The organism is Caulobacter sp. FG7 (assembly GCF_057808875.1).
Genome location: NZ_JBMDIW010000049.1, coordinates 1 through 19549 on the forward strand (window position 1 = coordinate 1; position 19549 = coordinate 19549).

Annotated in this window: 19 protein-coding genes; 10 read left to right on the top strand and 9 right to left on the bottom strand. The window is 69.1% G+C overall.

Translation table 11 applies throughout. The annotated features are described in order from the left end of the window. Positions 1 to 180: 180 nt before the first annotated feature. On the bottom strand, positions 181 to 1263 hold the full coding sequence (locus tag ACODR1_RS24010) for a serine hydrolase domain-containing protein (RefSeq protein ID WP_488882685.1): 1083 nt from the start codon (positions 1261 to 1263) through the stop codon (positions 181 to 183). Between the two features lie 174 nt (positions 1264 to 1437). On the opposite strand from ACODR1_RS24010, the gene ACODR1_RS24015 reads away from it, so the two are divergent. The 4 genes from ACODR1_RS24015 to ACODR1_RS24030 all read left to right on the top strand — a co-directional run bounded on the left by ACODR1_RS24015 (position 1438) and on the right by ACODR1_RS24030 (position 5210). After that, positions 1438 to 2952 carry an aldehyde dehydrogenase family protein gene (locus ACODR1_RS24015; RefSeq protein ID WP_488882686.1) on the top strand — a complete coding sequence of 505 codons (1515 nt, stop codon included), beginning with the start codon at positions 1438 to 1440 and terminating at the stop codon, positions 2950 to 2952. Next, positions 2952 to 3740 carry an alpha/beta hydrolase gene (locus ACODR1_RS24020; RefSeq protein ID WP_488882687.1) on the top strand — a complete coding sequence of 263 codons (789 nt, stop codon included), beginning with the start codon at positions 2952 to 2954 and terminating at the stop codon, positions 3738 to 3740. Before ACODR1_RS24015 ends, ACODR1_RS24020 begins: the two co-directional genes overlap by 1 nt. 90 nt (positions 3741 to 3830) lie before the next feature. After that, entirely contained in the window at positions 3831 to 4877 is a 1047-nt protein-coding gene (locus ACODR1_RS24025; RefSeq protein ID WP_488882688.1) for a class I SAM-dependent methyltransferase, read from the top strand. 24 nt (positions 4878 to 4901) lie between these two features. Next, positions 4902 to 5210 (top strand): hypothetical protein, encoded by a 309-nt coding sequence (locus ACODR1_RS24030; RefSeq protein ID WP_488882689.1) that lies wholly within the window; start codon positions 4902 to 4904, stop codon positions 5208 to 5210. Between the two features lie 302 nt (positions 5211 to 5512). Here the strand turns inward: ACODR1_RS24030 and ACODR1_RS24035 are convergent, their stop codons facing one another. The 3 genes from ACODR1_RS24035 to ACODR1_RS24045 are packed head-to-tail and all read right to left on the bottom strand — an operon-like array spanning position 5513 to position 8730. Next, positions 5513 to 7096 carry an FAD-binding oxidoreductase gene (locus tag ACODR1_RS24035; protein WP_488882690.1) on the bottom strand — a complete coding sequence of 528 codons (1584 nt, stop codon included), beginning with the start codon at positions 7094 to 7096 and terminating at the stop codon, positions 5513 to 5515. A 14-nt stretch (positions 7097 to 7110) separates the two neighbouring features. Continuing rightward, positions 7111 to 7482 carry a hypothetical protein gene (locus ACODR1_RS24040; RefSeq protein WP_488882691.1) on the bottom strand — a complete coding sequence of 124 codons (372 nt, stop codon included), beginning with the start codon at positions 7480 to 7482 and terminating at the stop codon, positions 7111 to 7113. Between the two features lie 24 nt (positions 7483 to 7506). After that, positions 7507 to 8730: a class I SAM-dependent methyltransferase gene (locus ACODR1_RS24045; protein WP_488882692.1), complete on the bottom strand. Its 1224-nt coding sequence runs from the start codon at positions 8728 to 8730 to the stop codon at positions 7507 to 7509. A gap of 378 nt (positions 8731 to 9108) precedes the next feature. On the opposite strand from ACODR1_RS24045, the gene ACODR1_RS24050 reads away from it, so the two are divergent. Next, the gene (locus ACODR1_RS24050) at positions 9109 to 10035 is read left to right on the top strand and encodes a CPBP family intramembrane glutamic endopeptidase (protein ID WP_488882693.1); all 927 of its coding nucleotides are present in this window, start codon (positions 9109 to 9111) and stop codon (positions 10033 to 10035) included. Between the two features lie 19 nt (positions 10036 to 10054). Here ACODR1_RS24050 and ACODR1_RS24055 read toward each other — a convergent pair whose 3' ends face one another. From ACODR1_RS24055 to ACODR1_RS24070, 4 genes are read right to left on the bottom strand one after another with little or no spacing between them, the layout of a single operon-like run. Next, positions 10055 to 11224 carry an FAD-dependent monooxygenase gene (locus ACODR1_RS24055; RefSeq protein ID WP_488882694.1) on the bottom strand — a complete coding sequence of 390 codons (1170 nt, stop codon included), beginning with the start codon at positions 11222 to 11224 and terminating at the stop codon, positions 10055 to 10057. Positions 11225 to 11239: 15 nt separating this feature from the next. Continuing rightward, positions 11240 to 12112 (bottom strand): isocitrate lyase/PEP mutase family protein, encoded by an 873-nt coding sequence (locus ACODR1_RS24060; protein ID WP_488882695.1) that lies wholly within the window; start codon positions 12110 to 12112, stop codon positions 11240 to 11242. Continuing rightward, the gene (locus ACODR1_RS24065) at positions 12109 to 13050 is read right to left on the bottom strand and encodes a polysaccharide deacetylase family protein (RefSeq protein ID WP_488882696.1); all 942 of its coding nucleotides are present in this window, start codon (positions 13048 to 13050) and stop codon (positions 12109 to 12111) included. Before ACODR1_RS24065 ends, ACODR1_RS24060 begins: the two co-directional genes overlap by 4 nt. Positions 13051 to 13068: 18 nt before the next feature. After that, entirely contained in the window at positions 13069 to 13815 is a 747-nt protein-coding gene (locus ACODR1_RS24070; RefSeq protein ID WP_488882697.1) for a maleate cis-trans isomerase family protein, read from the bottom strand. A 175-nt stretch (positions 13816 to 13990) separates the two neighbouring features. On the opposite strand from ACODR1_RS24070, the gene ACODR1_RS24075 reads away from it, so the two are divergent. From ACODR1_RS24075 to ACODR1_RS24090, 4 genes are all read left to right on the top strand, one after another. Next, complete coding sequence (locus tag ACODR1_RS24075) at positions 13991 to 14281, top strand: DUF1330 domain-containing protein (RefSeq protein ID WP_101718969.1); 291 nt, start codon at positions 13991 to 13993, stop codon at positions 14279 to 14281. A gap of 71 nt (positions 14282 to 14352) precedes the next feature. Then, positions 14353 to 15552, top strand: a complete 1200-nt coding sequence (locus tag ACODR1_RS24080; protein ID WP_488882698.1) for an FAD-dependent oxidoreductase — start codon at positions 14353 to 14355, stop codon at positions 15550 to 15552. A gap of 10 nt (positions 15553 to 15562) precedes the next feature. Then, positions 15563 to 16189 carry a glutathione S-transferase family protein gene (locus tag ACODR1_RS24085; RefSeq protein ID WP_488882699.1) on the top strand — a complete coding sequence of 209 codons (627 nt, stop codon included), beginning with the start codon at positions 15563 to 15565 and terminating at the stop codon, positions 16187 to 16189. A gap of 97 nt (positions 16190 to 16286) precedes the next feature. Continuing rightward, positions 16287 to 16673 (top strand): response regulator transcription factor, encoded by a 387-nt coding sequence (locus ACODR1_RS24090; RefSeq protein ID WP_488882700.1) that lies wholly within the window; start codon positions 16287 to 16289, stop codon positions 16671 to 16673. Between the two features lie 76 nt (positions 16674 to 16749). Here ACODR1_RS24090 and ACODR1_RS24095 read toward each other — a convergent pair whose 3' ends face one another. Beyond that, positions 16750 to 17466, bottom strand: a complete 717-nt coding sequence (locus tag ACODR1_RS24095) for an SDR family oxidoreductase (RefSeq protein WP_488882701.1) — start codon at positions 17464 to 17466, stop codon at positions 16750 to 16752. 162 nt (positions 17467 to 17628) lie between these two features. Here ACODR1_RS24095 and ACODR1_RS24100 point away from each other — a divergent pair, with 162 nt between their 5' ends. After that, positions 17629 to 19470 carry an alpha/beta fold hydrolase gene (locus ACODR1_RS24100; protein ID WP_488882702.1) on the top strand — a complete coding sequence of 614 codons (1842 nt, stop codon included), beginning with the start codon at positions 17629 to 17631 and terminating at the stop codon, positions 19468 to 19470. The last annotated feature ends 79 nt before the right edge of the window (positions 19471 to 19549 follow it).

Sequence of the window (19549 nt, forward strand, 5' to 3'; positions counted from 1 at the left end):
ATCCCCGCGAAAGCGGGGACCCAGGCTTTTTCTGAAACCCGCGGCGCTCGACGATGAAACACCTGGGTCCCCGCTTTCGCGGGGATTTTACGGGGAAAGATGGCCGGCCCGGCGAAAGCTGAGAACGGCCCCCTCCGTCGCCTTTGGCGACACCTCCCCCTTCAGGGGGAGGATCTTGGGCTAGCCCAGCCCCTCGACGATCAGGTTCGGCAGCACGGCGTCGTCGAAATCCAGGCGCGGGCGGCCGATGCGGACGATGACGAGGTCGCGGGAGGGCGAGACGTAGACGCGCTGGCCGCCGAAGCCGTCGAAATAGACCAGGTCGTCGGCGATGAACGGCGCGCCGTGCGGGGCGGCGTAGGCGGTGGAGGGGCCGTAGGGGCGCTTGCCGTTCTCGATCGGCGCGGCGCGCCAGACCAGCAGGCCATAGGCGGGATTGAGCGGGTTCGGCGCGGTGATCGTCGTGATCCAGTCGGCCGGCAGCACCTGGCGACCCTCGATGGCGCCGGCCCCGGCGACCAGGCGGCCCAGTTGCAGCCAGTCGCGGGCCCGGGCCTGCAGGCCCGCGAAGAAGCGTGGCTCGCCGTCCTCGCGCTCGACCCACAGTCTTGCATCGGCGCCGCCCATCGGCCCCCACAGCGCCTTGGAGAGATAGCTGGCCGCATCGCCCAGCCCCTTGGCCGCGACGGCGCGCGACAGGGCCAGGCCCGCCACCTGGGCGGCGACGTTGTAGTAGTCGAAGACCTCGCCGGACGGCCGCTCGGTCTGGACGGAGAGAGCGGTCTCGCTGATCCGGTCGCCCAGCATCAGAGCGAGCGCCACCGGATCGCCCTTGTCGAGGCTGTGCACGGTCAGGCCCGAGCTCATGCCCAAGAGGTGGCGCAGCGGGATCGCGCCGCGCGGGTCGTCGCGCCATTCGGCGATGTAGAGGCCGACCGGGTCGTCGATCGAGGCGATGGCGCCGTCGCGGATCGCCGCGCCGTAGAGCAGGCCCAGCGCCGACTTGTGCATCGAGAAGGTCTCGAACAGGCTGTCGGCCGTGATGTGCGGCGCGTAAGCCTCGTGGCGCAGGGCGCCGCCGGACCAGACCAGCAAGGCCAGGCCGTCATGGGCGTCGGAGAAGGCCTGGGCCGCGTCGAGAGCGGCCTGCGAGACCCCGCCCGCAACGACCGGCGAGGCGTCGGGCGCGGCCGCGCCGGCCACCGGGCGCAGGGGGGCGTAGCCGTGGATCTCGTCCACGCCGCGTCCGTTCATCGTCGTCATCCCAAGCCCCTGAAAAGCATCCGTTACGAGCCTCGACCCTAGGCTCTAGCGCGGTTCGCAAACGCCTGCGCGCAAAGGCGCCCGCACAGCGGATAGGCGTTCCGCGGCCTCTGTGAATCGAGCCGGCGAGGGCTAGCGTCGAGGCTGAAATTCCAGCGTCCCGGGGAGTGCGCCATGACCTTCGTCGTCCGTTCGGTCGAACCTCAGACGGAGGGCGCGAAGGCCTTCCTCGCCAAGCGTCGCAAGCAGCTGTTCATCGGCGGCGCCTGGGTCGACGCCGCCGGCGGCGACACCTTCCCGACCAAGGACCCGGCCACTGGCGTCGTCTTGGCCGAGATCGCCAAGGGCGGGGCGGCCGATGTGGACGCCGCCGTCGCGGCGGCGCGCAAGGCCTTCGACGGGGGGGAGTGGCCGTCGCTGACGCCCATGCAGCGCTCGCGTCTGCTGTGGACCCTGGCCGACCTGATCGAGGCCAATATCGACGAACTGGCCGAGCTGGAGACCCTGGACCAGGGCAAGCCGTTGTACGTGGGCCGATGGGCCGAGATCCCCGGCGCGGTGAACCAGTTCCGCTATTTTGCCGGGCTGGCCACGGCGATCGAGGGGCGCACGATCGACAGTTCGATCAACTACCAGCCGGCCGGCAAGCAGGTGGCCAGCTGGACCCTGCGCGAGCCGGTGGGCGTGGTCGCCGCCATCGTGCCGTGGAATTCACCGCTGGTGCTGACGGCCATGAAGCTGGCGCCGGCCCTGGCCGCCGGCTGCACGGTGGTGCTCAAGCCCGCCGAAGACACCTCGCTGACCGCCGTGCGTCTGGCGCAGCTCGTCCAGCAGGCCGGTTTCCCGGCCGGCGTGCTGAACCTGGTCACGGGCCTGGGCGGTGAGGCCGGCGCGGCGCTGGCTTCGCACCCGGACGTCGACAAGGTGGCCTTTACCGGCTCGACCCCCACGGGGCGGGCGATCCTCGACGCGGCCAAGGGCAACCTCAAGAAGGTCAGCCTGGAGCTGGGCGGCAAGTCGCCGGTGGTGATCCTGCCGGACGCGGACCTCGACCTGGCCATTCCCGGCGCGGCCAACGCCATCTTCTTCAACGCCGGCCAGGTGTGCGTGGCCGGCTCGCGTCTCTATGCCCACCGCTCGATCTACGACCGCGTGGTCGAGGGCGTGGCGGCCCAGGCCAAGGGGCTGCAGCTGGGGCACGGCCTGGATCCGGCCACCCACATGGGTCCATTGGTGTCGCGCAAGCAGGCCGACCGGGTGGCCGGCTTCGTGGCCGGGGCGGCGGCGGCCGGGGCCGAGGTGCTGACCGGCGGCGTGCAGGGCGGCGACGAGGGGACCTTCGTGACCCCGGCCGTCGTGGCGCGGGTGACCCCCGACATGGCCATCGTCCGCGAGGAGGTGTTCGGCCCCGTCGTGGTCGTCCAGGCCTATGACGAGATCGACGAGGTGGTCGCCGCCGCCAACGACAGCGAGTTCGGCCTGGCCGCCAGCATCTGGACCGAAAGCCTGTCGCACGCCCATCGCCTGTCGCGCCGGATCAAGGCCGGCACCGTCTGGATCAACTGCCACTCGATGTACGACAACGCCCTGCCTATAGGCGGGGTGAAGGCCTCGGGCTGGGGACGCGACAGCGGCCAGGCGGCGCTGGACGGCTACCTGGAATGGAAGACGGTCTGCGCGGTCGTCTGATGAGCCTGGACCTTGTCGAGATCGCCGTCGGCGATCGTTCCATCGGGCTGGCCGTGACGCGGCCCAAGGGCGAGCCGCTGGCCGCCGTTTCGTTCTCGCACGGGGCCTTTTCGGCGCCGGGCAAGTACGCGGCCCTGCTGGAGGGCTGGGCGGAGGCGGGCCTGCTGGTCGCCGCGCCCCTGCATGTCGACAGCACCGACCACCCCCAGCGCGAGACCTACGACCAGGGCGCGGTCTGGCGCACGCGCCTGGAGGACCAGGCCGCGACGCTGGACTGGCTGGCCGGGCAGGGGCGTTTCGGCTTGGCCGCCGCCGGTCACTCGTTCGGCGCGTTGCTGGCCCTGGCGGCCGGCGGCGCGGGCGTGCTGGCGCCGCCCGGCGCGCCGACGCTCGATGCCCGCGTCAAGGCCGTGGTCGCCCTGTCGCCGCCGCCGGTCACGCCGCCTCTGATCGGGCCCGAAGGCTTTGCGAGCACCGCCGCGCCGCTGCTGGTGCAGACCGGCGACGCCGACGTGCTGCCGGGCTTCGTCGACGACTGGCGCATGCGCCTGATCGCCTATGAGGCGCCGTCGCCGGGGGATCGCCACGCGCTGGTGCTGCCGGGCGTCGACCACTATTTCGGCGGGCTGATCTGCCGGCCCGAACTGCCCGGCCCGGCCCAGGCCGAGGGTCTGGCGCAGGCGATCGCGGCCTCGGCCGACCTGGTGCTGGCCCATGCCGCCGGCTACGCTTCGGCGGCCGCCCGCATCGCCGCCCGGTCGAGCGATCGAAGCTTCACCACCCGCTGACCGTTGTGCGGATAGCGGGTCCGAGGCGCCTTTCAGCGAGGCGCGCCGGGGTTAAAGTCCCTCATCGAAACAAGGTTTTAGAGGTGCCTCATGGACGCTCCGGCCCTGGCCCAACGCGGGCGCGCGTCGCTCGATTTCCAGGCGGGCATATCGAAGGCGACCTTCGGCCTGCACTTCGCCAGCGAGGCGGAACTGGCCATGAAGGGCGTTACGGCCCAGACCATGCCCGACGACATGGATGAACGTCACGCCCTGGTCGTCGAGACCCTGGCCGACTCCAAGATCTTCAAGATCCGCGAGCTGTTCGGCGAATGGGCCTCGCGCACCCACGGCGCGCACTGCGACGAAGCCTTCGAGGAGCGCCGCGCGGTTCTCGAACCCTATCTGAAGAGCCTCGACGAAGGCCCCGCCACCCTGGACTACGGCGACGGCGAGACCCCGCCCAGCTACTGGAGCAAGGTCTGGTTCCACCGCACCACGGGCGGCTGGGACCACATCGACCACACCGGCTACGTCCACGGCGAGCTGGTGCACAAGCAGCTGGTGGCGCGCGGCTACGGCGGCGACATCTTCGGCCAGCGCCGGGCGGCCGCCCAGCAGGCCCCGCGCCGCGACTACAAGGAAATCCTCGATATCGGCTGCGGTTCGGGCCACTTCACCCAGGCCCTGCAGGAGACCTTCCCGGAAGCCCAGATCACCGGCATCGACTGGTCGGCCCGCATGCTCGAGCAGGCCCGCCGCGTGGCTAACGAGAAGGGCTGGAACTGGAAGCTGATGGTCAAGGGCGGCGAGAACTCCGGTTTCGCCGACGAGAGCTTCGACCTCGTGACCACCTTCATCCTGTTCCACGAGGCGCCGCCGCGGATCATCAAGGCGGTGCTGGAAGAGGCGTTCCGGATGCTGAAGCCGGGCGGCGACATCATCATGGCCGACGTGCCGCGCTATGCGGAAATCGATAAGCTAAGTTCTTGGCGCTACGACTACCTGGCCAAGTGGGGCGGCGAGCCCTACTGGCGCGCCTCGGCCAGCATGGACCTGATCCAGACCTGCAAGGACATCGGCTTCGTCGACGTCGAGGGCGCGACCCAGGCTCCGACCCACTCCTACTACGTGCTGCGCGCTCACAAGCCCGCCTGATCCCTTCGTCAACGAGCGAGCGACATGAACGCGATGAACCAGAAGACCTTCGAGCGCCCGATCTCCGAGCCGGTGAACCGCCGGATGCTGTCCGTCGACCAGATTGACGACCTGGGCGAGGCGATCCTGTCGCTGACCCGGGAGATCTGGGTGCTGACCGACCGCGTCCACGTGCTGGAAGCCGTGCTGGAAAGCCACGGCGTGCTGGCCAATGCGGAAATCGACGCCTTCCAGCCGGGCCCGGAACTGCAGGCCCAGCTGAACGCCAAGCGCGACGCGATCGTGCAGAACCTGATGCGCGCTCTGCGCGCGGCTCCCGAAGCCCGGAGCTGACGAGGTCCCCGCTGCAACTGCGCAGCGTGTAGCCTGGCGCGGTCCGCAAGGACCGCGCCTTTTTTATCGTGTGAAGGCGGAAGGCGCGCTTTTGAAACCTCTCCCATGGGGAGAGGGAGGGGCCCGCGCCGCAGGCGTGGGAGGGTGAGGGGGTACGCCGCTGGCGGTCCCGTCCCCGACCTGATTGGCCGACGCTTCTGATGTTCGATCGTGGATTTATCGGAGAGGGTGTAACCCCTCACCCTCCCAGGCTATCGCCTGGGCCCCTCCCTCTCCCTCTGGGAGAGGGTCGATAAAGGCGCCTAAAGCCCCAGCGCCCCGGGGTTCATCAGGCCCTTGGGGTCCACGGCGGCCTTCACGGCCTTCACCAGGTCGAGCGCGGGCGTCTCCAGCACCTCGCCGTACGGATAAAGCTTGCCGAGCTGGAAGTGGACGGCCCCGTGCCGGGCGTAGAGCGCGATGATCTGGCTCTTCAGCTTGTGCACGAAGGCCGTGGTCGCCGGATCGTCGGCGTACTGGGGCAGGCTGGCCAGGTGCTCGGCCGGCAGGACGCCGGCGTGGTAGGCGGTCTGGGCGCCGGGCCAGTAGAGGGCGACTTCGTAGAGGAAGCCCGACGGGCGCAGCACCTCGAACATGCCGCCGCGCCAGACGCCGCGGGCGGTCATCTCGTCGGCGTGGCTGGCGTAGAGGGCCTCCAGCGCTTCGTGGAAGGCGGCGACCTGGCTGTGGGGCAGGATGCCGTTCAGCGGGGCCCAGCGCTCGCCCTTGGGGCCGAGCACGTTGTAGAGCGGCGCGAAGGGCATGCCGCGCACGATGGTCGGCATGGTGTTGGGGATCTCGACCCCCTCGGCCGTCATCAGGGTGCGCAGGCGGTCCAGCCGCGCCTTGGCCTCGCGGTCGTCCACCCCTTCGAGGATGTAGTGGACCATGTATTCGGCCTTGCGCAGGGCGCGGTCGCCGGCCAGGGCCATCTTGCCAAGCTGCTTGAGGCCGGCGGCCAGCGACGGCGAGCTCTTCAGCACGGTCAGGGCCATCTGCACGACGGCGGCGTTGTCCTGGCGGGCGATCTGGCCCTGGGCCAGGGGCGCGTCGATGGCGAAGTGCTCGTCGTCGAGGGCCTCGATCGAGGCCGCCCGCATGGCGCGGGCGAGGCTCGGCAGGTCTTCGAAGGCGAACGAGGCGCACTGGAAGGCGGGCTTGCGGGCGATCAGCGGCAGGGTGACGCGCGCCTTGATCCCCAGCGCGCCGCAGTCGCCCAGGAACAGGCCGCACAGGTCGGGGCCGTACCAGCGGGCGAAGGGCGAGGCGCCGCGGGCGGCCGAGCCGGTGCGCAGCAAGGTCCCGTCGGCGATAACGACCTCGACCGACACCGCCGACTCCGCCGAGCTGCCGTAGAGGCCCGAGCCGTGGCTGATGGCGTGCTGCGACATCGACCCGCCGATGGTGGCGGCCAGGCCCGAGAACGGTCCGAAGAAGGGCGTGCGCAGGCCCAAGGGATCGAGCGCGTCCTTCAGCTGGGCCCAGGTGACGCCGGCCTCGACGGTGACATAGGCGTCGGTCTGGTTGATCTCGACGATGCGGGAAAGGGCGCCGGTGTCGATCAGCACGGTTTCGGCGCGGGTCGCCAGGTAGCCGTCGGTGTAGGAGGCGCCGCCGCCGCGCGGAACGATGGCGACGCCGTCGGCGGCGGCTTCACGCACGACCGCCTGAAGTTGCTCGACATCGGCCGGGCGGACCACGGCCAGGGGCGTTTCCAGCGTGCGATAGACGTCGGTGGCGAAGGGCAGAGCGGCTTCGCCCGTCAGGACGCCGCCGGTGCCGACGATCGCCTCCAGGCGGGACAGGAGGCCAGCGGCGGCTGGGGCGGTACGCGTCTTGACGGGCATAGGCTCTACTCAGGTCAGGTCTTGGCGATGTCTTCGATGGTGGCGCGGAAGCGCTCGGCCGTGTCGGCCGCGGCGGCTTCCGAGGCGTCCTTGCGGGCCAGGTAGAACAGGCGGCCCAGGAAGTCCTGACGCCAGGCCTCGCGGGCCTCCAGGGCGACCTGGTCCAGCTGCAGGGCCTCGATCTCGGCGGCGAGGTCCAGGCCCTTGGCGGCGTGGACGCGTTCGGCGCTGTCGAGACGGTCGTGCAGCACGGCCAGTTCGTTGGCCAGCACCATGATCATCGACATGGCCTGGTCGAGGCCGGGGGCCTCGTAGAACTGGGGGCGCTTGCCCTTGGCGTCGCGGATGACGTGCGGGCGCTCGGCCTGCGGAGCGTGGGCGTTCATCTTCGTGTTTCCCTTGAACTCTACTCAGGCCTTGCGGGCGATCAGGACTTCCCAGCCGCCGCCGGGAGCGTATTCGCCGGCGGCGAACTCGCGATCGGAGACCGCCGCGCTGGCGTCCTGGCTGTAGCCGGCGGCCTGCTGGGCGACGAACTCCATGATCGCCATGGGGGCGGTGTCGAACTTGACGCTTTGCGGCGGGAAGCCGGCGGCCTTGGCCAGGGCGACCTGGTCGGTCTCGCGCATGGCGCCCCAGAACGGCTCGTTGTTGTACCAGGTCTCGTTGTCCAGGATGAACTGGGTGAACGGGTCCATGTTGTCGAACGGCGGCAGGTCGGCGTGGATCATGTAGCCGCCGGGCGCCAGCAGGCGGTGGCACTCGTTGAAGATGCGCGGCATGGCCTTGCCCGACGTCTCGTGCAGCAGGATGTGGCTGACGATGAGGTCGAAGGAGCCGTCCTCGAAACGGGTCTCCTCGGCGTTCATCTGGGCGAAGTTGACTTCGAGGCCCAAACCGGCGGCGCGAGCGTGCGCATAGCGCACCTGCGGGGCGGCGACGTCGACGCCCCAGACTTCCGCCTCGGGGAACAGTTCCTTGTAGGGCAGGGTCGAGTGGCCGACCGTGCAGCCCAGGTCCAGGATCCGCTTGGGCTTGAAGCCGTCGAGGCGACGGTTGACGTAGTTGCAGACCGAGCGGCCCATGTCGTCGTTGAACGGGCCCATATAGCCCATGGCGTAGAGATAGACGCCGCGGTCGTAGAGGGCGCCCGTCGAGATGTCGTCCGGCGTCACTGCGCCGGCATAGCCGCCGGGCATGCAGTGGATGTCGATCGAGGTGACATAGCGCGGGGTCTCGAACTCCTCCGGCAGGTCGAGCTTGCCCTTGGCCGAGGCCGACAGGCCGCGGGCCTTCTCGATCAGCTCGGGCAGTTCACGGTCGATCGTGACGTTGGTCGATTCCCAGAGCAGTTCCTGGGCGATGCGGTTGGCCGCCGCGTAGTGCTGGAAGTAGAGGTCCTTGACCATGGCCGAGCGGATGTCGCGGCGGTCGGCTGGGGCGCGGCCATGCTCGCGCTCGAAGGCCTTGGCGGCGCGGACGCCGAACACGGGCCCCAGGCCCGGCAGCAGACCTTGCTGGATGAACTGCTTGAAGCTCTTGGTGAATTCCTGTCGCGACGCCTCGTCGTGGGTCGGCTTGGGCAGGATCGGGTGATCGACCTGCTGGAAGGTGTTGAGCATCTCGGCGGACATGGCGGCCTCCAAACAGCCGGCCCGGAAGGGCGGCGCGAACTGAGGCTAATCTGAAGGGGACCGATCAGTCAAAATATTGCGTTCAACGGATGCTCCGCTAGGCGGTCAGCCTGCGGGGGAGGCAGGCGGAGGCGGTTGGCGGGCAGGGCATGGGCGGCCGTAGGGGAAGGGGCGTTCTGGATCCCTCTCTCTAAGAGAGAGGGTTTAGAAAAGTCCGCTCACCACCCTGAATGTTCTGACAAAGAATTAATGTAGCTTTCTGCATCCGAGAGCCGGCTCCGGCGCCTCTACAGCACGTGTCCAGAAAATGATCCGCGCTTCTCTCAATACAGATGCGCGGCGCGTGGACTTGTGTATTGGGGCAGTCGGAGGGGAATCATGAGTGGAGTGGAAGTTTTTGCGCCGCGCGCCGCCAGAAGTCGGCGCACCTGGACCGCTGCGGCGCTCGCCCTGATCGTCGTTTTCTTTGTCGTTGGGCAGTTGGCGATCATCTTCGGCGTCTTGAAGCCGATGGGGTTCCACAAGGCGGACCTGGATACGCAATGGCGACCGCTCGCCATTTACCTGGCCGGCGGGGGCGTCACCATGGCGCTCATTTTCGCCTGGACGCTTCTGTTCGAGCGCAGGTCGCCCGCGGCCTTGGGCTTCAACGCCAGGATGGTCGGCCGCTATCTGCGCGGACTGGCCGTCGGCGGGCTTTTCCTCGGCGCCGTCGTGGGCGTCATCTTCGCCGCAGGCGGTTACAAGGCCGCTGGAAGCCTGTCCCTGGGCTTGCTGACGCCGGCCGTTCTGACGCCATTCCTCGCCCTGTTTTGCGGCTATATGATCCAGGGAGCCGCCGAAGAGACGATGTTTCGTGGCTGGCTGATGCCCTTGGCGGCGTCCAGGCACGGATTGATCGTCGCCGTCCTGCTCAATTCAGCATTCTTTGCTCTGCTCCATGCGAGCAATATCGACCCGTCGAAGGAGCTCGCGCTCGGGCTGCTCAATCTGTTCCTCTTTGCCGCCTTGCTTAGTCTCTACGCCGTCAAGGAAGGATCACTGTGGGGCGTGTGCGCCTTCCATACGGCCTGGAACGCCCTGCTTGGTACGGGTTTCGGACTGGAAGTCAGCGGTCAGAAGGTGGCCATCGCACCGGTCGTCGTGGGCTTGGCGCCGGCTTCGGGCGCCCCGTGGTGGCTTACCGGCGGGGCGTTCGGCCCGGAGGCCAGCGTCGCCGCGACGATCGTGCTTGCCGCGGGCTGCGTCTATCTGATCGCGAAGGGGGCGTTGAAGGCGGGGGCTAACCGATCCCCTCTCTCTTAGAGAGAGAGGGATCAAGTGCTCAGACCTCCACCGCCCCGGCGTCGTAGGCGAAGAGGCCCAGGGTCTCTTCGTTCTTGATCTCGGTCATGCCGTAGAGGTGGGCTTCGTCGCCTTCCAGGCGGTCGGCGTTGAGGTTCGACTCCACCTGGATGAAGCCGCAGCGCTCCTTGCGGGCGGTCTCATAGCGGGACAGGGCCTCGGGGACGTCCGAGGCGGCTTCGAAGGCGCGGGCCAGGACGAGGGCGTCCTCGATGGCGGCGGCGGCGCCCTGGCCCAGGAACGGGGTCATGGCGTGGGCGGCGTCGCCCAGCAGGGCCACGCGACCGCCGCGCACCCAGGTCTTCAGCGGCTGACGGGCGAAGACGGCCCACTTGTAGAGGGCGGCCGGGTCGATGGTGTCGAGCAGGGCCTGGACGTCGCTGCTCCAGCCTTCGAAGGTCTTGCGCAGGTCGGCGAGGTCGGCGCGGATCGTCCAGCCTTCCTCGGCCCAGCCCTCCTGGCGAGCGAAGAAGACGAGGTTCAGCAGGGTCGAGTTGCGCAGCGGATAGCGCACGGCCATGCGGCCAGGACCGATGTGAATGCCCGGGAAGTGGGCCAGGTCTTCGAGCAGGTCGCCTTCGACCGGCACGATGGCGCGCCAGACGACGTGGCCGGTGAAATGCGGCTCGCCGGGGTCGAAGCCCTTGCGGACGCCGGACTTGACGCCGTCGGCGCCGATCACGGCGTCGCCCTTGATCTGCGTCCCGTCGGCCAGAACGGCGATCGCGCCGTCTTCGGTCGGCTCGGCGGCGACGCAGGGGCTCGACAGGCGCACCGTGGCGCGGCCGGTGGCCTCCAGGGCCTCGACCAGGATGGCGTGCAGGTCGGCGCGGTGGATGTAGACGTAAGGGGCGCCGTAGAGGTCGCGCACCTTCTGGCCGCGCTCGAAGGCCACGAGGTCGCGGCCGTCGGCCCAGTGCTGCACCCGCTGGCGCTGGGGCTCGACCCCGGCCGTGGTGATGGCCTCGGCCAGTCCCAGGTGGTGGTAGACGCGCATGGCGTTGGGGGCCAGCGTGACGCCGGCGCCGATCTCGCCGAGGGCCGGAGCCTGCTCCAGCACCTCGACGGTGTGGCCGGCGCGAGCCAGGGCGATGGCGGCGGTCAGGCCGCCGATGCCGGCGCCGGCGACGATCAGGTGCTGGGGACGCATGGGTAGTCTCCGAACTTAAGCGTAGGTCGCCGCGTCGGCCAGCAGGGCGTCGAGCCCGGCGACCGCGTTCAGGCGAGGAAGGTCGAGAATGTCGAGGCCGTCGGTCGTGCCCTGGCTGCGAAGCTGGGCCAGCCATTCGGGCGCGTAGCGCGCCAGGCCGTGCAGCAGCAGCATCGGGTGCAGGGCGATGGCGAAGCCCAGTTCCTGCAGCTCCGCGCCCGTGCGAACGGCGGTGATCCCGCCCTCGACCAGGTTGTGGATCAGGGGGACGCGGGCGGCGAAGCGCTCGGCGACGGCCTTGGTCTCGTCCAGGGTGCGGGGGCCCTCGACGAAGACGATGTCGGCGCCGGCCTCCAGATAGGCCTCGGCGCGGTCCATGGCGGCTTGCGGGCCTTCGACGCCCAGCGCATCGGTGCGGCCGATAATCAGGGTCTCTGACCGGGCGTCGATCGCGGCGCGGACCTTGCCGACCATCTCGGCCACCGGGATCACGCCCTTGCCGCGGATGTGGCCGCAGCGCTTGGGAAAGGTCTGGTCTTCCAGCTGCACGGCGGCGGCGCCGGCCCGTTCGAGCACCTTGACGGTGCGCTGGGTGTTCAGCGCGTTGCCAAAACCCGTGTCGATGTCGACGATCAGTGGGATGTCGACGCGGTCGGCGATGGCCCGCACCGCGTCGGCCAGTTCGCCGACGCCGACCAGGCCGACGTCGGGACGGCCCAGGCGGGCCAGCGACAGGGCCGCGCCCGACAGGAACGCGGCCTCGAAGCCGGCCTGCTCGACCAGCAGGGCCGAGAAGCCGTCGTAGCAGCCCGGCGCGGCCAGCAGCCGGCGGCGGCCGTCGAGGCCGGCCGCCAGCCGCTCGCGCAGGCGCGTGGCGGCGCTGCTCACTCGGCCGCCTTGTGGGCCAATTGGGAGGCTGCGCCCGTCGGGATGTGGCTCTCGTGGTTCTGCAGATACCAGTCGGCGATCTCCTCGCGGGTGGCGAACCACACGCCCGGCAGGCTCTTGGCGTGCTGGATGAACTCGCGCAGGGCGCGGATCCGGTAGGCCCGGCCCGAGACGTGGGGGTGGATGCCCACGTTCATGATCCGCCCCGAGGTCGCGCCTTCCTTGTAGAGGACGTTCAGCTCCTCGATCATCACGTCGCGGTACTCGTCGGTGGTGTGGCCGCGACGGGTGAGCAGGGTGAAGTCGTTGATCTCGTTGGAATAGGGCGTCGAGACGATCGGGCCGTTCGGCGTCTTCAGCAGGTAGGGCTGATCGTCGTTGAGCAGGTCGCAGTAGAAGGTGCAGCCGTGCTCGGCCAGGATGTCGGCGGTCTGCAGCGTGCCGCGCAGGGACGACGACAGCCAGCCCTTGGCCCGCTTGCCGACGAACTTCTCGTACTGCTCCAGCGAGCGCAGGACGATGTCGCGTTCCTTGGCCGGTTCATGGGCGAAGTCGGTCAGCAGTTCGCCCTGTTCCCAGTTGTGGGCCAGAAGCTCCCAGCCGCGCTCCAGGCAGGCGTCGGTCATGGCCTTGCGGCGCTCGAAGGTCACCGCGTTGGTGGTGCAGCTGGCCTTGACGCCCTGCTCGTCGAAGAGATCGAACAAGCGCCAGATGCCCACCCGCTGGCCGTATTCGCGCCAGGTGTAGTTGGGGAAGTCGGGCGTGTCGCCGGCCAGCACGTCGGGCAGCACGGCCGGACCGCCGGCGTAATACTTCTCCTTGGTCGGCTTGGTGAGGTCCCAGGTCTCCAGGTTGAAGGTCATGACCAGGGCCACGCGCGCGCCGTTCGGCCAGATCAGCGGCTTGCGGTGCGGAAGCGGAACGTAATCGTATTCCATACTGATACCCCGTGATCCCTAGTGCTCGAGCAGGAGCGAGCCGAAGCCGTCCACCTTGTCCTGGATCCCCATGCTCCGGAGGGCATGCCAGTAGGTGGCGGTGTTGATGGCCACGACCGGCTTTTCCAGCCAGAACTCGGCCATGGCGGCGACCTTGGCGAAGGCCAGGTTGGTGCCGCACTGGACGACGGCGTCGGCGCCTTCGGAGACCTCTTCGGCCGCGCGCTTCAGCGTCTGCGGCGTCTCGTGGGCGATCAGCATCGGGGAGGGCGACTTGAGGCCCTTCACCTGGGTGACCTCGTAGCCCAGGTCCTCGAAGAACTTGCGCACCTGGTTGTCGCCGACCGGCATGTAGGGGGTGATGACCCCGATCTTCTTGATGCCGCCATGAGCCTTCAGCGCCGCATCCACGGCGGTGGAGCCCATCACGACCGGCACGCCGTTGGTGCGTTCGAGCATGCGCTGGGTCAGGCGCTCGGCGCCGTCGGCGCCGTCCCAGAAGGTTTCGGCCGACATGCCCATGACCACGCAGGCCGGGTCCATGGTCATGGCGATGTCGACGCTGTCCATGGTCGCGTCGCGGATGTTCTGCAGCATCACCATGAACGACTCGTCGTCGGTCACCTTGGTGTCGGGAATGGCGATCCGCTGGAAGTGGTTGGTCACACCGCGCGGGCGCATGTCGTCGTATTCCGGCTGCACGCTGGTGTTGGTCGACGGCGCGATGACCGCATACTTCAGGCGGTGTCCCAATGAATCCGGCATGACGCTTCCTCGACGTTTCGATGGTCGAGGAATGGCAAAGCCGAAGCGGCCGCGCCGCACCCCAGGAGCCGATATCCGCCCGGCGGATAGGAAAAGGCGCCGCCAGAGCGGGAAGGGCGGGCGTCGCTAGGGTCGTCGTTGAACCACAACGGAAATTCCTCCGGGGGACGAGACCATGCCCGCCTTCATCATCGCCACAACCGTCATCACCGACCCGCCGCGCTTCATGGAATACGTGAAGGCCATTTCGGGCCTGGCCGAGCGTTTCGGCGGCGAGACCTATGTCCGCGGTCCGGTGACCGAAGTGCTGGAGGGCGAGGTCCCCGAAGGCGAGCGCGTGATCGTCACGCGCTATCCCGACGCCGCCGCCGCCAAGGCCTATCTGTATTCGGACGAATACCAGGCCGCCAAGCTCCTGCGGAAAGACGCGGGGAACGTCGTGGTCCGCATGATCGTCGTCGACTGATCAAAGCGCGTGAGCCGGGGCGCGTGGGGGAAACCGCGCCCGCAACGCCGATCCAAAACTAGCGAGGTTCCGTGGAACGATTCCAAGTCGTCGTCGCCGGCGCTGGGCCCGTGGGCTCGGTCGCGGCCTATCGGCTGGCCCAGATGGGTGTCGAAGTGCTGCTGCTGGAGGCCGCGCCGCGCTGCCCAGAGGACCTGCGCGCCTCGACCATGCACCCGCCGACGCTCGACATGATGAAAGAGCTCGGCGTGCTCGACGAGCTGGAGGCCCAAGGCCTTCGCGCGCCGATCTATCACTATCGCAACCGCCTGACGGGCGAGGTGATGGCCTTCGACATGGGCGAGCTGGGCGACATCTCACAGCACCCGTACCGGCTGCAGTGCGAGCAGTTCAAGCTGGCGCGCCTGCTGACCGCCAAGCTGGCTGAGCATCCCAAGGGGCAGGTGCGGTTCTCGCATCGTCTGGCTCACTTCACCCAGGACGAGCAGGGCGTCACCGCCTTCGTCGAGGCGCCGTTCGGCATCGAGCAGGTGCGTTGCGACTACCTGATCGGCGCCGACGGGGCCAATTCGATCGTCCGCAAGTGGCTGGACATCGAGTTCGAGGGCTTCACCTATCCGGAGAAGTTCCTGACCCTGTCGACCGACTGGCCGCTGGAGGAGCACTTCCCGGGGCTGGCCCACGTCAACTACGTGGCCGATCCCAAGGAGTGGTGCGTGCTGCTGCGGGTGCCGTCGCTGTGGCGGATCCTGGTGCCGGCCAATGGCGACGAGAGCGACGAGGCGCTGCTGTCGGACGCCAAGAAGGAGGCCGTGTTCGGCGGCCTGCTGGGCGAGGGCGCGGCGGTGAAGACCGCACACCGCACGCTCTACAAGGTGCACCAGCGGGTGGCCAAGACCTACCATGTGGGCCGGGTGCTGCTGGCGGGCGACGCGGCGCACCTGAACAATCCGCTGGGCGGGTTCGGCATGAACTCGGGCATCCACGACGTGTGGAACCTGACGGAGAAGCTGGTCGAGATCCTGCAGGCGAACGGCGACGCACAGACCCTGCTGCCGCTCTACGATCGCCAGCGGCGGGCGGTGATGCACAAGTTCATCCAGACCCAGACCATCGCCAACAAGGCGGCGATGGAAGCCGGCACCGCCGAGGCCTATGCCGAGCGCGAGGCCAAGATGCGCAAGATCCTGGCCGACCCGGAGCAGCGGCGCGAGTACCTGCTGCTGCAGTCGATGTATAAGAGCCTCGAGCTCGAAGCGGCGACGGCGTGAGGGCGGGGCGATGATCCAGTTTCACACCGTCCCGACCGCCAACGGCCAGAAGGTGCGGATCGTGCTGGAGGAGACGGGGCTGGCCTATGCGCTGGCCCCGGTCGACCTCTATGCCGGCGAGCACAAGAAGCCCGGCTACAAGGCCGCGCTCAGCCCGTTCGGCAAGGCGCCGGCCATCGTCGATCCCGACGGGCCGGGCGGCGCCTCGATCACGCTGTCGGAAACCCTGGCCATCGCCTGGTACCTGGCCGAGAAGGCCGCCAGCGACATGCTGCCCAAGGGACCGGGCGAGCGGGCCGAGTTCCTGATGTGGGCCTCGGCGGTGTCGTCGCAGCTGGCGGGGGCCTTCACCAACCAGTTCGTGGCCACGGTCATGGCGCCGGAGAAGACGCCATGGGCGATCGAGCGGTCGCTGGCCGACTGCCACGAGCAGCTGGCCGCGTTCGAAGCCCGCCTGGCGAGCCGCGTCTACATGCTGGGCGAACGGTTCACGATCCTGGACGCCCTGTTCTTCCCGATGGTGGCCAGCTCGGCCAAGCGCCTGGAGGGCGGGCTGGAACGGTATCCGAACCTTGCCCGCTACGAGGCCTTCATCGCCCAGCGGCCGGGCGTGCAGCGTGGCATGGCCAACGGCTGAAGGAGACGAGCGCCAAGGTCTTGCAACCTTGGCGCCGTACCGGGCGCGAAAACCTTGTGAGACTGTTCCTCGCACGGTTAAGGCGAGGCGAGGCCGCATGGAGCGCAGCTGGATCAAGGGGCGGGTGTTCGTCGTCGACGACGACCCGGTGCTGCTGGCCTTCCTGGAAGGCGCCCTGGCCAAGTCCGGCTACATCGTCCAGGCCTTCGAGTCCGCCCGCAGCGCGCTGCATGCGGCGAGCCTGGACAGGCCGGCGATCTGGCTGATCGACATCCGCATGCCCGACATGGACGGCATGGAGCTGCTCAAGCTGCTGCGCGGCGGCGACGATCACCGCGAGACGCCGGTGGTCATGCTGACCGGCGAGGGACGCCTCGACCGCATCGCGTCGGCGATGGGGGCGGGAGCGACGACCTATCTGCTCAAGCCGTTCTCGCCGCAGCAGGTGGTCGAGAAGGTCTATGCGGCGCTGAGGTTGGGGTAGGGGCGGCTATCCAACCCGCAAAATCCCCGCTTTCGCGGGGATTTTACGGATGATGGAGGCTTGGCGGTCAAGATCCTCACCAAGCCACCTCGGCCCCCGCCAGGTCCAGGAACTTGCCCGTATCGTCCAGGCTCAGCCCGGCGATGACCTTCTGCTGGCCTTCGACGCTCTCCTCGACGGAGTAGGGCGCGTCGGGGCCGCCCAGGGCGGTGCGGGTCCAGCCCGGGGCCATGGCGATGACGGTGACGCCGTCGGCCTTCAGCTCGACCGCCAGGCCCTTGGCCAGCATGTTCAGAGCCGCCTTGGACGAGCGGTAGGCGTGCGAGCCGCCATAGACGTTGGTCCCGATCGAGGCCAGGCCGCTGGACATCATGACGATGGTCTTGTCCGCGCCGGCCTTGATGTTGTCGATCAGGGCGGCGGTGATGCGGAACGGCGAGACGACGTTGGTCGCGAGAATGTCGGCCCAGATGTCGTAGTCCATGCCCGCCAGGGTCTGGTGGGCCATGCCCTCCGGCAGCGGGATGGGACCGTAGGTGCCGGCGTTGTTGATAAGCACGTCGATGGCTGCGCCCTTCAGGCGTTCGGCGAAGGCGGCGACGGAAGCCGCGTCGTTCACCGACAGCGCCTCGATACGGACCTTGCCGGGGTGGGCGTCGGCGATGGCTTGCAGTTCGGCGGCCCCGGCCGGATCACGGCAGGTGGCGATGACGTCGGCGCCGGCGGCGGCGTACTGGCGGACGTGTTCCAGGCCGATGCCGCGATTGGCGCCGGTGATCAGGACCGTGGTCATGGCGTGCTCTCTTCTTCGTTGCTGCGCCGACTTGAACCGGCCTTGAAGGCGAGGGCGGGGCGGCCGTGATCTTCGCCGCTGTGCGGATAACGGTCCCGCCACGGGGGAGACGGCGAGGGGCCGGCGCTAGGACCGAGGCTCGAAGATTCCGCTGGAGCCCCCGTGACGCTTATCCGCAAGGCTTACGCCGATACGCCCGCCGGCCAGGTGCATCTGCGCCGGGTGGACGGTCCCGGCGATCCGATCGTGCTCCTGCATCGCACCCCGGTCAGTTCGGCCTGTTTCGACGGCGTGCTGGCGCTTCTCGCCGGCCGTCGCGCCGCGATCGCGCTGGACACGCCGGGCTTTGGCCAGTCGTTCAAGCCGGAAGGCCTGCCTTCGACGGTGGACTATGGCGCCTGGCTGCTGGCGGCCCTGGACGCCCTGGGCGTCGATCGCTTCCACCTGGCCGGCCACCATACCGGCACCCACATCGGCGCCGAGATCGCCGTGGCCGCGCCGGGCCGCGTGCGCTCGCTGCTGCTGAACGGCGTGCTGTTCGCCACCGCCGACGAGCGCGAGATGTTCCGCGCCCAGGTCGGGCAGTCCGCGCCGATCGATGCGCACGGCGCCTATCTGATCCAGTCCTGGGGCGTGATGAAGGGCCTGCTGCCCCGCTTCGACGCTGGGCTGGTGCAGACCGAGTTCCTGGGCGCGATCGGCGCGCCGGACGGCCGCAACCAGGCTTTCGGGGCGATCTTCGACCAGGACTTCGCCAGCGTCTTTGCGGGCGTGACCTGCCCGGTGACCGTGCTGCAGGCGGCGGACGATCCGCTGGCCGGCTTCGTCGGCCGCATCCGCAAGGCCCGCCCGGGCGTGGTGGTCACCACCCAGGGCAAGACCGGCGTCGCCGCGCCCGAGCTGGAACCCGAGATCTTCGCCGAGACCCTGCTGGCCTTCGCGGCCGGCGTCGAAACCACGCCTCCGAACAGCCCCCTGCAGTGGACCCCGCCCATGACCAATCGCCGTTTCTCCCTCGTCCGCGCCGACCAGGGCTTCGAGCTGGCCGAGTCGATCGTGCCCGTCCCGCAGCCGGGCCCCGGCGAGGTGCTGGTGCGCGTGCGCGCCGTGGCGCTGAACCGTCGCGACGTGATGATCCGCAAGGGCTGGTACCCGGTGGGCGAGGCCGATGGATTCACCCCGCTGTCGGACGCCGCCGGCGAGATCGTCGGCTTGGGTGAAGGCGTCGAGGGCCTGGCCGTGGGCGACCGCGTCGCCTCGACCTTCTTCCAGGACTGGGCCGGCGGCCGCATCACCTTCCCGGCGGTGATGTCGTCGCTGGGCGCGGGCGGCCCCGGCGTGCTGGCCCAGCATGTGGTGCTGTCGGCCGGCGGCGTGGTGAAGCTGCCCGAAAGCCTCGACTTCGTGCAGGGCGCGACCCTGACCTGCTCGGGCGTCACGGCGTGGTCGTCGCTGGTCACGCACGGCGGCCTGCAGGCCGGCGACTGGGTGGTGACCCTGGGCACCGGCGGCGTTTCGCTGTGGGGCCTGCAGATCGCCAAGGCCTTCGGCGCCAAGGTCGCCGTGGTCGGCGGCGACGACGCCAAGCTGGCCCGCGCCAAGGAACTGGGCGCGGACCTGACCATCAACTACCACACCACGCCCGACTGGGAGGCTTCGGTGAAGGAAGCCACGGCCGGCGGCGTGCAGCACGCTCTCGAGCTCGGCGGCGCCGGCACCCTGGCCAAGTCGCAGGCGAGCCTTGGCGTCGGCGGCCACGTGGCCGTGATCGGCGCCCTGGACGGCTTCGGCGGCACGCTGGACGCCTCGGCCATGGTGATGATGGCCCAGCGCGCCACGGCGATCTCGGTGGGCTCGCGGGCCGACCACCAGGCGCTGTCGGACTTCGTGGCGGCCAAGGGCATCGTCCCGCAGGTCGACGCTGTGTTCGCCCTCGACGCCATCGAAGGCGCCTACACCCGCGCCGACCAGGGCGCGTTCGGCAAGGTGGTGGTGACGCTGTAGTCGCCACCGTTGGTCCCTCTCGCGTTGAGAGAGCGACTGTCTGGATGATCAAGCGGCGAGTAAGGCGCGGGCGTCTCGG

What these genes read in the sequence shown, in the direction of transcription:
- ACODR1_RS24010 (WP_488882685.1), bottom strand. Translation starts at nt 1,263, where the DNA reads ATGACGACGATGAACGGACGCGGCGTGGACGAGATCCACGGCTACGCC.
- ACODR1_RS24015 (WP_488882686.1), top strand. Translation starts at nt 1,438, where the DNA reads ATGACCTTCGTCGTCCGTTCGGTCGAACCTCAGACGGAGGGCGCGAAG.
- ACODR1_RS24020 (WP_488882687.1), top strand. Translation starts at nt 2,952, where the DNA reads ATGAGCCTGGACCTTGTCGAGATCGCCGTCGGCGATCGTTCCATCGGG.
- ACODR1_RS24025 (WP_488882688.1), top strand. Translation starts at nt 3,831, where the DNA reads ATGGACGCTCCGGCCCTGGCCCAACGCGGGCGCGCGTCGCTCGATTTC.
- ACODR1_RS24030 (WP_488882689.1), top strand. Translation starts at nt 4,902, where the DNA reads ATGAACGCGATGAACCAGAAGACCTTCGAGCGCCCGATCTCCGAGCCG.
- ACODR1_RS24035 (WP_488882690.1), bottom strand. Translation starts at nt 7,096, where the DNA reads ATGCCCGTCAAGACGCGTACCGCCCCAGCCGCCGCTGGCCTCCTGTCC.
- ACODR1_RS24040 (WP_488882691.1), bottom strand. Translation starts at nt 7,482, where the DNA reads ATGAACGCCCACGCTCCGCAGGCCGAGCGCCCGCACGTCATCCGCGAC.
- ACODR1_RS24045 (WP_488882692.1), bottom strand. Translation starts at nt 8,730, where the DNA reads ATGTCCGCCGAGATGCTCAACACCTTCCAGCAGGTCGATCACCCGATC.
- ACODR1_RS24050 (WP_488882693.1), top strand. Translation starts at nt 9,109, where the DNA reads ATGAGTGGAGTGGAAGTTTTTGCGCCGCGCGCCGCCAGAAGTCGGCGC.
- ACODR1_RS24055 (WP_488882694.1), bottom strand. Translation starts at nt 11,224, where the DNA reads ATGCGTCCCCAGCACCTGATCGTCGCCGGCGCCGGCATCGGCGGCCTG.
- ACODR1_RS24065 (WP_488882696.1), bottom strand. Translation starts at nt 13,050, where the DNA reads ATGGAATACGATTACGTTCCGCTTCCGCACCGCAAGCCGCTGATCTGG.
- ACODR1_RS24070 (WP_488882697.1), bottom strand. Translation starts at nt 13,815, where the DNA reads ATGCCGGATTCATTGGGACACCGCCTGAAGTATGCGGTCATCGCGCCG.
- ACODR1_RS24075 (WP_101718969.1), top strand. Translation starts at nt 13,991, where the DNA reads ATGCCCGCCTTCATCATCGCCACAACCGTCATCACCGACCCGCCGCGC.
- ACODR1_RS24085 (WP_488882699.1), top strand. Translation starts at nt 15,563, where the DNA reads ATGATCCAGTTTCACACCGTCCCGACCGCCAACGGCCAGAAGGTGCGG.
- ACODR1_RS24090 (WP_488882700.1), top strand. Translation starts at nt 16,287, where the DNA reads ATGGAGCGCAGCTGGATCAAGGGGCGGGTGTTCGTCGTCGACGACGAC.
- ACODR1_RS24095 (WP_488882701.1), bottom strand. Translation starts at nt 17,466, where the DNA reads ATGACCACGGTCCTGATCACCGGCGCCAATCGCGGCATCGGCCTGGAA.